General features: G+C 60.0%; 11 protein-coding genes and 1 pseudogene. 3 read left to right on the top strand and 9 right to left on the bottom strand.

Features of this window, described 5'->3' with window-relative positions; all coding sequences use genetic code 11:
- From IRZ24_RS08655 to IRZ24_RS08630, 6 genes and pseudogenes are all read right to left on the bottom strand, one after another.
- Positions 1-219, bottom strand: a pseudogene (locus tag IRZ24_RS08655) (bifunctional rhamnulose-1-phosphate aldolase/short-chain dehydrogenase); the annotation flags it as partial.
- A gap of 89 nt (positions 220-308) precedes the next feature.
- Positions 309-1,493 (bottom strand): L-rhamnose isomerase, encoded by a 1,185-nt coding sequence (gene rhaI, locus IRZ24_RS08650; protein ID WP_366914261.1) that lies wholly within the window; start codon positions 1,491-1,493, stop codon positions 309-311.
- A 295-nt stretch (positions 1,494-1,788) separates the two neighbouring features.
- A complete protein-coding gene (gene rhaS, locus IRZ24_RS08645) occupies positions 1,789-2,772 on the bottom strand; it encodes a rhamnose ABC transporter substrate-binding protein (RefSeq protein ID WP_366914260.1) in 984 nt (327 codons plus the stop codon).
- 170 nt (positions 2,773-2,942) lie between these two features.
- Complete coding sequence (locus IRZ24_RS08640) at positions 2,943-4,127, bottom strand: ABC transporter permease (protein ID WP_297162592.1); 1,185 nt, start codon at positions 4,125-4,127, stop codon at positions 2,943-2,945.
- Positions 4,124-5,164: an ABC transporter permease gene (locus tag IRZ24_RS08635; protein WP_297162589.1), complete on the bottom strand. Its 1,041-nt coding sequence runs from the start codon at positions 5,162-5,164 to the stop codon at positions 4,124-4,126. The genes IRZ24_RS08640 and IRZ24_RS08635 overlap by 4 nt, the downstream gene beginning before the upstream one ends.
- Before the next feature lie 13 nt (positions 5,165-5,177).
- Positions 5,178-6,704 (bottom strand): sugar ABC transporter ATP-binding protein, encoded by a 1,527-nt coding sequence (locus IRZ24_RS08630; RefSeq protein WP_297162586.1) that lies wholly within the window; start codon positions 6,702-6,704, stop codon positions 5,178-5,180.
- Between the two features lie 588 nt (positions 6,705-7,292).
- Here IRZ24_RS08630 and IRZ24_RS08625 point away from each other — a divergent pair.
- Positions 7,293-8,357, top strand: a complete 1,065-nt coding sequence (locus IRZ24_RS08625) for a substrate-binding domain-containing protein (protein WP_297162583.1) — start codon at positions 7,293-7,295, stop codon at positions 8,355-8,357.
- Positions 8,358-8,452: 95 nt separating this feature from the next.
- On the opposite strand, the gene IRZ24_RS08620 is transcribed toward IRZ24_RS08625, so the two are convergent.
- Positions 8,453-9,628 (bottom strand): aminotransferase class I/II-fold pyridoxal phosphate-dependent enzyme, encoded by a 1,176-nt coding sequence (locus IRZ24_RS08620; RefSeq protein WP_297162580.1) that lies wholly within the window; start codon positions 9,626-9,628, stop codon positions 8,453-8,455.
- A 226-nt stretch (positions 9,629-9,854) separates the two neighbouring features.
- Between IRZ24_RS08620 and IRZ24_RS08615 the strand changes: the two genes are divergently transcribed.
- A complete protein-coding gene (locus tag IRZ24_RS08615) occupies positions 9,855-10,385 on the top strand; it encodes a dual specificity protein phosphatase family protein (RefSeq protein WP_297162575.1) in 531 nt (176 codons plus the stop codon).
- Between the two features lie 119 nt (positions 10,386-10,504).
- Here IRZ24_RS08615 and IRZ24_RS08610 read toward each other — a convergent pair whose 3' ends face one another.
- Complete coding sequence (locus IRZ24_RS08610) at positions 10,505-12,115, bottom strand: amidohydrolase (RefSeq protein ID WP_297162572.1); 1,611 nt, start codon at positions 12,113-12,115, stop codon at positions 10,505-10,507.
- A gap of 2 nt (positions 12,116-12,117) precedes the next feature.
- Positions 12,118-13,200, bottom strand: coding sequence for a methyltransferase (locus tag IRZ24_RS08605; protein ID WP_297162569.1), 1,083 nt, complete (start codon positions 13,198-13,200; stop codon positions 12,118-12,120).
- A 4-nt stretch (positions 13,201-13,204) separates the two neighbouring features.
- Here IRZ24_RS08605 and IRZ24_RS08600 point away from each other — a divergent pair, with 4 nt between their 5' ends.
- A complete protein-coding gene (locus IRZ24_RS08600) occupies positions 13,205-13,873 on the top strand; it encodes a transaldolase family protein (RefSeq protein ID WP_297162566.1) in 669 nt (222 codons plus the stop codon).
- Positions 13,874-14,154 lie beyond the last annotated feature (281 nt).

Here is a 14,154-nt window from a genome sequence, read left to right as displayed (position 1 = left end):
CGTCATGGTCGCCAGGTCGGAGCCACTGCCCTTGACCCACATGATGCGTGTGGGCCGTCCCCGGAAATCCGGCTGGGTCAGCTTGACCGAGGTATTGCCGCCGCCCCAATTGGCCAGGCTCCGATCGCGGCCCAGCAGATGCGAGCGGTAGAGCAATAGTGCGACTTCGTCGGCTGCCTGCTCGCGAATTTCATCATCGCGCCAGAGATTGCGCGGCATAGCGTTGTCTCCCCTTTCCAAAAGCCAACAAGACAAGTGTTGCTCTAAGAGCAGCAGAGCGGCACCAGTCTGCCTATCGTATGTATTGGTCAGGCGCCAGGGTAGCCACTTGCGCCGCTTTTGCTGGCCGGACGCGAGCGGGCTACCTCCTCGGCGTAGCCACTCCGGCGAAAGGCCGCGATAGGATCAGGATCAAGGCCCATCTCCTCGCGCGCCTGGGCCAGCAGCGGACGGACATCGGTCTCGAAGGCATCACGCAGCACACGGTAAGCACCGAGCACATCCCCCGCCGCTTGAGCTTCCGCCAGACGCCGGCGATCTACCAGTAAGGCGCGAGCGTAGGCGCTCTGGATATGGAGCACCGACTGAAGCATGGCTTCGATCTTGGGTTCAATGTTATGTGACTGATCGATCATGTAATCGATGCGCGGCGCCTGAGACTGGCTTGTAGTAGCAGCTACCAGTTCATTGAAGACCAGAAACAGCTCAAAAGGATGCTGTGAGCCGACAATCAGGTCATCGTCGGCATAGCGCCGATCATTGAAATGGAAGCCACCCAGCATGTCCTCATCGAGGAGGAAGGCCACAATATGAGCGAGGTTGGTTCCCTGGGGATGGTGACCGGTATCGACCAGGACCCGCGCCTGCGGTCCCAGCTTACGCGCCAGCGTGTAAGCCATGCCCCAATCGGCCAGATCGGTGTGATAGAAAGCTGGCTCAAAAAACTTATATTCGATTAAAAGACGCATACCGGGAGCTAAGGCGGCGTAGATTTCAGTAAGCGTCTCTTCCAGGCGGCGCTTACGGGCCCGCAGATCATCCTGACCAGGGTAGTTGGTGCCGTCGGCCAACCAGAGACTGATCGTGTCTGAATCTACTTCACGCGCGATTTGGATACATTCCAGCACATGCTTTACAGCGCGCTGGCGCACCGCTGGATCAGGATGGCAAAGACTGCCAAAGCGATACTCCTCATCCTGGAAAAGATTAGGATTGACGGCTCCGATGCGGACCCCCAGCTCAGCGGCATAGGACTTAACCGCCGCCCAGTCATCTTCCTTATCCCAAGGGATATGAATGGCCACGCGCGGACAGACGCCTGTCAGACGATGGACCAGAGCCGCATCAGCCAATTTCTCGCGCAGGTTACGAGCTGCACCGGGCCAGTGGAAGACCTTGAAACGCGTGCCTGAGTCGCCGTATCCCCAGGAGGGCGTTTCGATAGTAAAGCGCTTAATAGCCTCCAACACGGCGCGCCGCTCCTCAGAGGCCAGCCCCTGGCTGGTGAGCCGCGCGCCATCCTCAGTGGGCTGATCCTGTTCTCTCTTCAAGAGGTCCTCCTTGATGCATAGCACATGTAGTGGTAATGATTGGAATAGCAGGAACAGGGGATAAGCTGGACCACGATCGTCATGAACCTGAAGCTGGCACGGCGGCGGGCGAGGGTTCTCCGATCCCATCGGAGTCTGCCATCCGCCGGCCAGCGTCGATTCGACCTATGTCAGGTATCGTCGCATCTGGCTGGCTCCGGTCAGCCGCAGATAGGCTGCGACGCTCCTGGCGCCTGAGCTAGAAGTTGAATTGATCGATGTTGTCCTTGTTGAAGACCGTCGGCGGGCCAAGTAAGACCACATTATTGGGACCGATCGTCTTCGTACCAAGCTTGCCAGCGCTGAAGCTCTCGCCCGGCTTGCCTGTGATCTTGCCCTCGACCAGGGCGGCAGCCGTATAGTAGGCCAGATAGCCCAGATCAGCGGGGTTCCACAGGGCGAACTCTGGGCATGTCCCATCCTTCACATACTTGCGCATTAGATTAGGCGTTCCCAGACCGGTTAGCATCACCTTGCCGCCTTTGCCCACCGACTCAATGGCGCGGGCAGCGGCAGCCAGACCCACGGTAGTGGGCGAGATGATCCCTTTGAGGTTGGGATAAGCCTGTAGCAGCCCCAGGGTCTCCTGAAAACTCTTCTGGTCATCATCATTACCGTATGCAATCTTGACCAGATGCATATTCTTGTACTGGGGCTTCGACAGCTCATCCTTCATGTATCCGATCCAGGTATTCTGATTGGTCGCTGTGCTGGCAGCCGAGAGAATGGCGATATCGCCACTATAGTTGATCAGCTTCCCTAGAATCTGGACCTCGATGCGTCCAATATCCTCGGAATTGGCCTGGTTCACAAAGACCTGGCGAGCATCGGACGCCACATCGGAGTCATAGCTGACCACCTTGATTCCCTGCTGCATGGCACGCTTGAGAGCCGGCGCCAGGGCGTTGGGGTCATTGGCCGAGACGACAATAGCGCTCACATGCTGCTCTGTCAGCGTGTTGATGAAAGGCACCTGCGCCGCCGCGCTATTCTCTGTCGGGCCGACCTGCTTGAACTGTCCCTTTAGCTCTGAAGCCGCCTGCTTAGCCCCATTAGCGGCGGTATCGAAATAGGGGTTGTTGATCGCCTTGGGAAGAAAGGCGATATTCAGGGAAGCGGAGCCGCTTGAGCTGCCACTCCCGCTACTGCTGCTGCCGCCGCAGGCAGCCAGCACTAGCAACATTGCCACAGACAGCGCGCTAAGCAGTGTGCGTAACAGCGTCTTCACTGTGTTCCTCCTCTTTCCAACGCTCCCGTACGGGAAGCGTCCTGGTGTAGTAGTGGTGATGAGAAACCAGCTCATCTATCCCGAGATGGGAGCCAGCCGCCAGCGAGAAGCGAGCCGGAGCGAGACTAGTGGCTTGTCTCGCGCTCACGAGCGGACGCTCCTACCTCTGCCGGCACAGACCGCGCGCTGCGGGCCAGCCTGCCAGGCCCAGCTTCAGCCGCGTGTCTGCGCGACGCCGCCTCCTGCAGACGCCGGACCACATTAGGTCCCAGTACCGAAAGAATGAGTAGGGCGCCAACGGCGATATTCTGGATATCACCACTGATATCCGCTAGGCTTAGTGCATTGCGCAGGACGCCAATAATCAGGAGAGAGAGCACTACGCCGGGCAAACTGCCGCTGCCGCCAAAGATGTTGACTCCACCCAGCAACACGATTGTCACCACGTCCAGCTCAAAGCCGAGGGCATTATCAGCACGCGCATTCGAGAAGCGCGCCGTGAAGACCACGCCGGCCAGAGCCGCCATGAGGCCCGAGAGGACAAAGAGCAGTAACTTGATATTGTCAACGCGGATGCCGGCAAAACGAGCCGCCTCCTTATTGCTGCCGATGGCATAGATCTGCCGGCCCAGCGTACTGCGATGCAAGAGTAAGGAGAAGAGTAGAGCCAGCACGATAAAGAGCACAAACGGCCAGGGGATGAGCGTGCCAGGCACCGTACCGAAGCCGAAGTTGGTGAAGGCCGGCGGGAAATTGCTGACTGCCTGGTCGCCCATGACCACGTAGGCCAGGCCGCGGAAGAGGGCCAGCGTACCCAGGGTCACCACCAGCGATGGCAGGCTAAGGCGTGTGACGGCCAAGCCATTGACCAGGCCACAGAAAGCCCCCAGCAACAAGACCAAAGCAATGGCCAGGCCTAGCGCCAGCCCGTGACTCCAGGTGTAGCCGAGCACAACACTCGCCAGCCCCAGGACTGAGGCCACCGAGAGATCAATCTCACCAGCAATGACGATCAGCGTCATCGTTAAGGCCATCAGGGCCTTTTCCATCATGTCGCTAATGAGCAGCGAGAAATTCGAAGCGCTCAGAAAATAGGGAGAGAGCGTACTACCGAGCACCAGCGACAGCAGCAAGAGCACCAGGAGCAACGCCTCCCAGGAGCGCAGCCAGCCTGGCAGATGAGCAAGAGCGCGCTCAGAGGCCGTGACTCTGGTCCTCCTTAGCTCCACAGCAGGGGCCGAAGGAGAGGCAGCAGTGGCAGAAGCCTCAAGGTCGAGCGCAGGCGGCTTGACTTCGGACGAATCACTCATCGTTGCCTCCCACTGACTAGGCGGCGCTGGAGCCAGCGCGTAATCAGGGCATCCAACGTCACCGCGGCCAGAATAGCGGCGCCATCGATAGCCTGCAGCCAGAACTGCGACAACTTCAGCAACGTCAAAGCGTTATCAATGGTTCCGAGCACGATTGCACCGAGCATCGCCCCCAAGATGGTCCCGGAGCCGCCAAAGATATTCACCCCGCCGACCACCACGGCAGCAACGACTTGCAACTCCAACCCTGTCGCTGCTCCAGAGTCGACAGTAGCGAAGCGCGCGCCCCAGAGGACGCCGGCGAAGCCGCTCAAGAGGCCGGACAGCAGAAAGGTCAGCAAGATCAAGCGCTCACGGTGCAAGCCCGCCAGGCGGGCAGCATCGGGGTTGCTGCCCAGGGCATACAGCTCGCGCCCGGCGCGGGTGGTCCGCAATAGATAGGCGAAGATCAGCGCGATAGCCGCAGCGAAGAGAATCAGGGCCGGGATACCGAGCACATGCGTTGTCGCCAGGGCAAGAAAGCTATCTGGCACATCATAGGCGCTCACCTGAGTTCCGCCAGCGATATAGGAGTCCAGGCCGCGATACAGATAGAGAGTGCCCAGAGTTGCCACGATCGCCGGCACGCGTCCCAGGGCCACAATCAAACCATTGACCGCTCCCAGCATAGCCCCCAGTGCACAGCCGAGCACGATGATCAGCATCACAGGTGTCTGGGGATGGTTCTTGAGCACATCGGCGCAGACAAAGGCCGTCATGCCCACCATTGAGCCGACGGAGAGATCCACGTTGCGCGTTAGGATCACCATTGTCTCACCAACGGCAACAATGGCCAGGATAGCGATCGAGAGCAGGATCTGCTCAAAATTGCCCGGCGTCAGGAAGCGTGGCGTTTGGAGGCTCACCAGGGCGATGATCAAGAGCAGGACGACGATCAGGCCCAGCTCCCGCACACGGCTAACTAGCGCCACGAAGCGCTTGCCGCCAAGGCGCGTGCGCCAGCGCGTCTCTTCAACACGGGTCGTTGTTGTACTCATCTGCTCACCTCGCTCACCTGCTCTCTCGGCTGTTCTGTCCAGTGGCGGCCAGCATCACTTTTTCTTGATCGGCCTCAGCACGGCTGAACAACCCGCTGACACGGCCCTCATGCATGACAAGCACTCGATCCGACATGGCAAGGATCTCGGGTAGCTCACTAGAGATCAGCAGGATGGCCAGGCCACGCGCGGCTAGCTCGGAGATGATACGGTGCACCTCTGCTTTGGCCCCGATGTCAATGCCGCGTGTCGGCTCGTCAAGGATGAGAATACGCGGCTCGGTCGCCAGCCATTTGCCTAAGACAACCTTTTGCTGATTGCCACCCGAAAGGGCGCGTACCGGCTGAGTCAGGCGCCCACCGCGCACGCGCAGGCGTTCAGCGTAGTCAGCAGCGATCTTCAGCTCTTGCCGCGACCTTACCAGCGAAAAGCGGGCGATGCGCTGCAAGATGGAGAGAGTGATGTTCTTCGCGATGGAGAAATCGAGGATGAGACCCTGCTGATGGCGATCTTCGGGAACATAGGCGATGCCATAGCGCATGGCATCACGAGGCGAGCGAATGGCGACCACGCGCCCGTCGATCAGAATCTCGCCGCTCTCAGCCTGGTCGATACCGAAGAGTACGCGCGCCACCTCGGTGCGACCTGCTCCAACCAAACCAGCCAGGCCGAGAATCTCGCCGCGCCGGAGCTGGAAGCTTACATCGCGGAAGACCCCCGCACGGGTCAGATGGCGCACCTCCAGCACCACATCGCCGATCGCCGCCTCCTCCTTGGGGAAGAGCGCCGCTAGCTCGCGCCCTACCATGTGGCGGATAGTCTCCTCCGGAGTGAGCACCTGAGCCGGAGCTGTGATGACGCGCTGGCCATCGCGGAGGACCGTCACGCGGCTGGCCAGACGAAAGACCTCTTCCAGGCGATGACTGACAAAGAGGATCGCCACCTGACGCGCCCGGAGCTGCTCAACGATGCCAAAGAGATCGTCTACTTCGCGCGGTGAGAGTGAGGCCGTCGGCTCATCCATGATCAAAACGCGCGCATCCTGCGATAAGGCCCGCGCAATCTCGACCAATTGCCGATCAGCCACTGAGAGGCCACGCACCGGCAGATAGACGTTTAGCTCTACGCCTAGGGACTGCAGCAGTTGATCTACTTCGCGATACATGCGGCGCCAGTCAATGCGCCCTAGGCGATCGCGCGGCTGGTGGCCCATAAAGACATTCTCGGCTACATCGAGGTCGGGGAAAAGGGTCGGTTCTTGATGGATGACAGCGATGCCAGCGGCCTGGGCCTGCGCGGGGCTGCGCAGCTCGACCGCCTCACCGTTGATTTTGAGGAGACCACGATCGGGGCGGTGCACACCTGCCAGGATCTTCACCAGCGTGCTTTTGCCTGCGCCATTTTCACCTACCAAAGCGTGGACCTCTCCCGCATACAGGCTCAGGTCGACCTCTTTGAGGGCCTGAATGGCGCCAAAGCTCTTGCTAACGCCGACCAGCTCGATCACAGGCACCGCCGCCTGCGGCGCGGCAATTTCCATAGTTCCCCCTACTGAGTGTCCTTCGCTGACGATCAGTTCCAGGCTCTAGACGCCGATCGCTCCCTTGATCAGCGCTTGGCCAGCCCGTCAGTCCGATCGCTGGTCAGGCTGGCCGGGGTATATGGGCCGGCTGCTAATTGAAACGTTTCAATGCTGAGAGTATAATCGAGGCTTGCACGATTGTCAAGGGGAAGTGCACCCTTTTGGGCGAGAGAGCAGCGAGACGGTAGGCAGGACAGAAGGGCAGGATAGGAGGCAGGCAAATAGCCAGAGGGCCGACAATTGTGGCATACTATCTTGTGATGCAGTCAACGATTAGGAGAGTGAGTCAGGCTGTCAGCAGAGGCAAAGGCAGCGGCCGCTCCTCGTCTGGGCGTCACTCAGCGAGGAGCTGAGGCCCTCTTGCCTGATAGCAGCCGACTGGCTTCGTAGTGACCAGCGACAAGACTCCTTCCCAGCGTTGCGGGACGAGGAATCCGCTTAGTGTGCCACTACTCTGGTGTTCCAGCCAGTTCCCTGCAGCGCTCTGGGGCTTCTCTTGCCATCACTATCCCTGATGGATCTCGCTTCTGTCTATGGAGTGCGTGCATGCCAAGTATTCGTGAGGTAGCCGAGCGAGCCGGCGTCTCGCTTGGAACTGTCTCTAATGTCTTGAATCATCCTGAGCTGGTAGCAGAAGAGACACGGCAACGCGTGCAGCGCATCATTGACGAGCTGGGCTTTGTGCGCAACGGTTCGGCGCGCCAGCTCCGTGCAGGGCGCAGCCTCTACATTGGGCTAGTGGTGCTGGATGTGGCGAATCCGTTCTTTACCGAGGTCGCGCGCGGCGTCGAGGACGCCGCCAGCGAGGCTGGCTACGTGGTCATTCTCTGCAATTCAGATGATTCGCCCGAGCGCGAGGCCCATTACTTGCGGGTGCTGGAAGAGCAGCGCGCGCATGGGATTCTGATCACGCCCGTCCTTGATGATCATGCTCATCTCTATCGCCTACGCAGGCGCGGCATCTCGGTGGTCTTGCTTGATCGTCCCAGCCGGCAGCCTGATCTGTGCTCGGTGGCCGTCGATGATGTCCACGGCGGTGAGCTGGCGGTCGAGCATTTGCTCGCTCAGGGTCATGAACGCATTGCCTTTGTGAATGGGCCACACACGATTCGACAATGCGCTGACCGTCTGGAAGGAGTGCAGCGGGCGGTTCGCGCTGCAGGTGCTGACCCAACTCAAGTAGTATTAGAGATTACTATGCCTTTCTTGAACGCGCGTGAGGGAGAGCGCGCCGTCGAGCAGATTCTGAGTGTGAGCGAGGCTGAGCGCCCCACGGCTATTTTCTGCGCCAATGATCTGCTGGCCCTGGGAGTGATGCGCGGTCTCACCCGGCGCGGCTTTGCCATCCCGCGCGACTTTGCGCTTGTCGGCTACGATGACGTTGACTTCGCTGGCATGCTCTCGACTCCCCTGACTTCCGTGCGCCAGCCAAAGTATCAGCTTGGCCGCAGCGCTGCTGAGCTGCTCCTGGATGAGGCCGATCATCCCACGACCCATGAGCATCGCCAGCTTACTTATCAACCCGAGCTGATTATACGCGAATCCAGCAGCTACCGTCGCCCGCGCCGCTCTCGCTCTCCGCGACGGGCCGCGCCCTCCACCTCTCCCTGAAGGTTGCTCCGCCTGCTCCTGCGCTCACCCGGCGTGGCACAGTCTTTGCGCTTGACCTGGTTCCCTTCTAACCTTCTCCACTGCTTCTTTCTACCTTAGCGCCGTCTCACAGCCAGCTTTGCCAGACGTTCGCCGGCCTGCAGCAGAGTCTCATCATTCTTGCAGAAGGAGAAGCGCAGATATCTGCTGCCGATATGGGCATGCTCGGGGCAATAGAAGGTCTCTGGCGGAATACCGGCAACTCCGATCTCACTGATGAGATAGCGAGCGAACTCAAGCGGTGTGCCGTCGAAGACCGGTGAGAAGTCGGCTAGGACAAAGTAGGTGCCTTCGGGCACGCGATACGGCAAACCGGCGGCATCCAGCGCCTGTAGAAGGAGCTGGCGCTTGTGCTCGTACAGATCCTTGAGGCCGCGATAGTAGCTATCAGGAAGATTCAAGGCGTAGGCAATGGCCTCTTGCGTGGGGTGATGCACAGCGAAGGTGATGAACTGATGAGCCCGGGCAACGCCGTCGACGAGGTCTGGATGCCCGTAGACCCAGCCGATCTTCCAGCCGGTGGCACTGAAGGCTTTACCAGAGCTACTGACCGTTACAGTGCGTTCAAACATGCCAGGCAGGGTGGCAATGGGAATGTGACGCGCCTCGTCAAAGACGAGGTGTTCATAGACCTCATCAGCAATGACGATGACATCGTGTTCGACGCATAGCTCAGCGATGCACGTCAGCTCTTCGCGTGAGAAGACCCGCCCACAAGGATTGTGCGGGGTATTGAGGATAAGCGCGCGCGTCTTGCGCGTGAAGGCAGCGCGCAGCTCAGCGGGATCGAAGGTCCACTGAGGAGGATGTAGGGGCACGTAGACGGGTATCGCCCCGGCCATGAGAATATTGGGGACATAGGAGTCGTAGAATGGTTCGATTACAATGACCTCATCGCCGGGATCAACCAGGCCCAAGACGGCGGCAAAGATGCCCTCGGTAGCTCCCGCCGTCACAATGACACCGCGCTCAGCATCGATCTCCAGGCCATAGAAGCGCTCCGCATGGGCCGCTACCGCGCGCCGCAGTGAGGCCGTTCCCGGCCCTGGGGCATACTGATTGTAGTGACCGGCCTGCAAAGCTGCTACAAGCTGGGCAATGATGTCCGGTGGGGTATCGAAATCAGGCCGGCCTTGCCCCAAATTGAGGGCGTTATGCTGCTGTGCCAGGACGTTGATCTCTGTAAAAATAGTGGTTCCAAAGCTCGCTACACGCCGAGCAGCAGTAGCCATGCCTCTATACTCCTCAAAGAGTTGATCAGTTGAGACTATTATACCTCTCTGGTATACTCCAAGTATATGCCGCGCTGGGAGAGAAGGACGAGCGCTTTGCCAGCTTGCCCCAGAGCCGATGGGGCGCTGGGATCTCTCTCAGAGGCAGGGCCGCCGAGCTGGCCCGTGCCTATCCTATATCGGATCTAGCTAGCCTAGCATCTGGCAGGGGGTCAAACGGAGCAAGATGGCTGTGGTGAGAGGACTGTACACCGTTGATGTGTTGAAGGATCAGCGTCTGAGCATTATGGGCCACCCGGCGGGTGGCGCGCTGTTAGAGCCGGCCATTAAGCTGCTGCGCAGGGCCGGCGTTGATGTGCTGGTCTCGCTACTGACATGTGAAGAGATCGAAGAGATCGGCCTCCAGCGCGAGGCGCAGACCTGCCAGGAGCAGGGATTGCGCTATTTCCATTTTCCAATCGCCGATCTGCAGGGGCCACCGCTGGATGGCGCGATTCAAGATCTACTCAGCGAATTGTATCAACTGTTGAGCGCCGGTCAGCACATTGCGATTCATTGCCGCCTTGGTATCGGACGCTCAGCGATGATCGCCGCCGCGCTGCTGGTGCGCGCTGGTTATTCAGTGCCGCTGGCTGTGGGCCTGCTCTCATCAGCCCGCGGCTGTTTTGTGCCGCAGACGCCAGCGCAGTTGGAGTGGATTGAGGCCCTGGAGCGCTACTATCGTCAGCAGGGTCTGCCTTTTCTCGATGCTGACTGACTGACTGACTACCTGGGCAAGGCCGAGACGGGTGCATTTTGGAGCAATGCCTGTTTCTGGCCCCATCGGCTCAGTCCTGGAATCAGCCAGACCCTCCCGTTACATCTCCTTAGTTGGGCTTAGACCTCTCCATAGACCGGTAGGCCACCAACAATCGTGGCCTGAATGCCGTTGCTGACAAGGCGTTCGGGGGGGATCTGAAAAGGATCTTCGGGCAGCACCACGGCATCGCCAAACTTGCCAACGCTGAGCGAGCCTTTGTCAGTCTCCTCGGCTCCGGCATAGGCCGCTCCAAGCGTGTAGCCGTAAAGGGCAGCGCTCAGCGGCAGGGCTTGCTCCGGCAGCCAGGAGGGGCGCCCGCTCTCCAAGTCGGTGCGTTTCACGGCGGCGTAGATGATGCGTAGCGGCTCAAATAGCTCGACGGGAGCATCGGAACCGAGCGCCAGCGGAATGCCCAGTTCATAGATGGTACGATAAGCGTAGGCCTGCCGGTGACGCTCCCCCCAATAGCGTTCGGCGATGTCGCGATCGGCCACGGCATGGTAGGGCTGCACCGAGGCAATCACCCCCAGGCGACGCATCCGCTCCAGGTCGGCGGCACTGATGAGCTGGACGTGCTCCAGGCGATAGCGCAGTCGCCGGCGAGCGCGCTGGCCCCGCTCGGCCAAGTGGCGATCGGCCAGCTCGATGGCATCGAGCGCCACACGCGCCGCCCGATCGCCAATCGCATGGATAGCAATGATTAGATCCAGTTCGCTGGCCTCACGAATCAGAGCGCGCATCTCTTCTGCGGGAGTGGCCAGAATACCGTAGTTCTCAGGACTGCCCTCGTAGCTTTCAAGCATAGCGGCGGTCTGCGAGCCCAGGGTACCATCGGCAAAGATTTTGATACCGCCGATCCGCAATAGGGGGTCTTCTTCGTCTGCTCTGAGCAGACCAGCACGCAGCTCAGGCAAGGGATGGCGCTGGAGGATCATACGCACGCGCAGCGGTAGGCTGCCTGCAGTGCGCAGGGAGGCCAACAGCTCGTAGACCGAGCGGTCTTCAATATCATGGATGGCTGTAATGCCAGAGCGCAGGAGCGCTGCGAAGGTTTCCTCTAGCAGTTGACGCGCCAGCGCAGGAGAGGGCGGAGCGATGAGCCGCGCGACCAGCTCCATTGCCGCCCCTTCTTGCAAGATACCAGTTGGCTGCCCACTACCATCGCGTAGAATAACGCCCCCTGGCGGATCGGGTGTCTCAGCCGTGATACCCGCTCGCGCCAGGGCTTGCGAATTCACCCAAAGCAGATGTCCGTCTTTGCTCCAGAGGGCCACCGGGTGAGCGGGAGCAGCCGCATCTAGCACCTCTCTAGTGGGGAAAGCACGCCCGGGCCAGCGATGGCGGTCCCAGTGGCTCCCCACGATCCACTCGCCGACAGGCGTGCGAGCCGCGCGCTCGCGCACCAATTGAGCGACCTCCTCGGGATTGTTACAGACCGCAGCATCGATGTCATGGGCGCGGTAAGCTGTGGCCAGCAGGTGGATATGGGCGTCGATAAAGCCGGGCAGCACGGTCTTGCCGCGTAGATCGACCAGCTCGGCCTGCGCTCCCGCCGCTTGACGGACCTCGGTATTGTCTCCGACCGCCACCAGGCGCCCGCTCTCGCGCTCGATGGCCATCGCTTGGGCCTGGGGCCGGACGGCATCCATTGTATACAGCTTGCCATTGAGGTAGGCTATGCGAGTCATACTTAGCGCCATCCTTTAGAGAGCTGGGTCAGTTCTTGCGCGCGCTCGCGTTCGGCCCGGCGCCCGGGACGCACTGGTGAGGTAGCACGTAGTACCTTGTAGCGACTGTTGCCTCCGACCTCCTGCACCTCCTCAAAACACTCCTCTAAGACTGGCTCATACTTCAAGAAGCGATTGGCTACCAGATAGAAGCGCCCGCGCCGATGGTTCAGAAGACGGGCACCCTCGCGAATAAAGCGCTCGCCAATAGCCTTCGTATTTACTCCCCAGACATGGAAAGGCGGATTGGTTGCAATCAGGCTGAAGCGCTGCCCACTTACCGCACTGGTGGCATCACTGGGCAGAGCCTGAGCGTTGGTCAGACCTTTCTCTTGGAGCTGCTGCTGCGCCAGGGCCACGGCCGCCAGACTGGCATCGACGAGCGTGACACTGCCCTTGCGCGCTCGTTCGGCAATATGCATGCCAATGTAGCCAGCTCCACAGCCTAGGTCGAGCGCCACATCGGTCACGTAGACCTCCAGCACCTCGAGCAAGAGGCGCGTTCCTTCGTCCAACTCACCGCCGGCAAAGACCTCGCGCTGGGGCCAGACCGGCGGCTCCACAGGCGAAGGCGTCTCAGCGGTCTTCTCAGCAGCCACAACGCGCCAGCCCTTGCTGATCTCAACGGTCTCTAGATTGCCAAAGTACTCGCGCATCCGCCGCGCAATTGAGAGGATGCCACGGTCCTTAGCCCCCGTTACATAGAGACGCCCGCCAGGCCTGAGAGCGTAGCGCGCTGCCTCCAGCCCGTAGTAGATCCAGGCTTTGGAGGGCTGATAGAGCAGATTCATGACCGCTACATCTATGGTATTCGGCGAAGTTTCTCGCGTATACTCATGGAAGGGAATGTGTTGTAACTGACTGCGGGCAGGGACAGCGTACGCTTGCTCAAGAGCGCTGACGTTGTCTTCCGCCAGAATGATTCGCCCACGGCTGAGCTGACGCGCGGCTACCTGGACAAAAGGATCTGCCGCCGAATTTAAGATCAGTAAGCGCTGCTCAGCATGCAATGGAACGTTGTCAGCTAAGAGTTGAGGATGGAGCATACGCATGGCCCTCTACGTTGATACTGCTTTTATAGATGATATCACGAATGTGGCCCGCACGGTACCTTTGGCCGGCGCAACCACTAATCCAACGCTGTTGTTGGCCGCCCGCGAGCGCGGTCAACGGCTCTCGCCCCATCAGGTGCTGGAGGCGCTGCTAGCGACACTCAGCGGCCATGTCTTCATGCAGCCAGGCGCCAGCGATGAGGAGGAGATGTATCGCGAGGCCCTCAGCTACATCGAAATGGCCCCCGAGCGCGTCATTCCGAAGATACCAATGAATCAGGTGGGAATGCGCGTGGCACGCCGCCTGAGTAGCCAGGGCTATGCGCTGGCTTTCACCGCCGTCACAACAGTGCCACAGACCTATTGCGCTCTCCAGGTGCGCGCCGATTTTGTTATCCCTTATTACAATCGCTTGGAGCGCTCCGGGATCGATGCCCCGACGCGCATTGCTCAGATGGCCTCGCTCTGCCGCTCACAAGAGCCGTCTACCACACGCGTGCTGGTGGCAAGCCTTAAGACGCCCGAGGAGGCCGCCCGCGCTCTGCTGGCCGGCGCCCATGATTTGACCGCTCCCCCCCAGGTGCTGCTCGATCTGATCAGCGATCCTCTCAGCGAGGAGGCCATTCAGCGCTTCCATCGCGACTGGGAGAAGATGAACAAACTGTAATCGTTCACGCTCCCCCTACATGCTCGAACAATGAAAGAATATTCACCTTTCCGTCGCCCACATTCATGCGATTCTCATGCGAGCGCGCTATCATGTAGGTGTAACAAGCTTCAGAGAACGGTTCCGCGGGCGCGAGGCACACGTGGGGGGATAGTAGAGAAACGGGACTCCTGGGGTCAGGTAACGTGGCAGGGTGGCACGTCTCTCTGGGCAGTTCTCCGTCATCTCACTACTACTACTTGCTCGACACGGATCGGCGCAACGTGGTGAGGGTGGTTACT

It is taken from the genome of Thermogemmatispora sp. (assembly GCF_019683755.1).
Lineage (GTDB): Bacteria > Chloroflexota > Ktedonobacteria > Ktedonobacterales > Ktedonobacteraceae > Thermogemmatispora.
Note: the sequence above shows the minus strand (reverse complement) of the source record. Positions and strands in the feature narration are given on the sequence as shown.

Bases quoted from the DNA above. Each gene is read 5' to 3' on its own strand.
- rhaS (WP_366914260.1), bottom strand. From the start codon at position 2,772: ATGTTGCTAGTGCTGGCTGCCTGCGGCGGCAGCAGCAGTAGCGGGAGT.
- IRZ24_RS08635 (WP_297162589.1), bottom strand. From the start codon at position 5,164: ATGAGTACAACAACGACCCGTGTTGAAGAGACGCGCTGGCGCACGCGC.
- IRZ24_RS08615 (WP_297162575.1), top strand. From the start codon at position 9,855: ATGGCTGTGGTGAGAGGACTGTACACCGTTGATGTGTTGAAGGATCAG.
- IRZ24_RS08625 (WP_297162583.1), top strand. From the start codon at position 7,293: ATGCCAAGTATTCGTGAGGTAGCCGAGCGAGCCGGCGTCTCGCTTGGA.
- IRZ24_RS08605 (WP_297162569.1), bottom strand. From the start codon at position 13,200: ATGCTCCATCCTCAACTCTTAGCTGACAACGTTCCATTGCATGCTGAG.
- IRZ24_RS08620 (WP_297162580.1), bottom strand. From the start codon at position 9,628: ATGGCTACTGCTGCTCGGCGTGTAGCGAGCTTTGGAACCACTATTTTT.
- IRZ24_RS08640 (WP_297162592.1), bottom strand. From the start codon at position 4,127: ATGAGTGATTCGTCCGAAGTCAAGCCGCCTGCGCTCGACCTTGAGGCT.
- IRZ24_RS08610 (WP_297162572.1), bottom strand. From the start codon at position 12,115: ATGACTCGCATAGCCTACCTCAATGGCAAGCTGTATACAATGGATGCC.
- IRZ24_RS08600 (WP_297162566.1), top strand. From the start codon at position 13,205: ATGGCCCTCTACGTTGATACTGCTTTTATAGATGATATCACGAATGTG.
- IRZ24_RS08630 (WP_297162586.1), bottom strand. From the start codon at position 6,704: ATGGAAATTGCCGCGCCGCAGGCGGCGGTGCCTGTGATCGAGCTGGTC.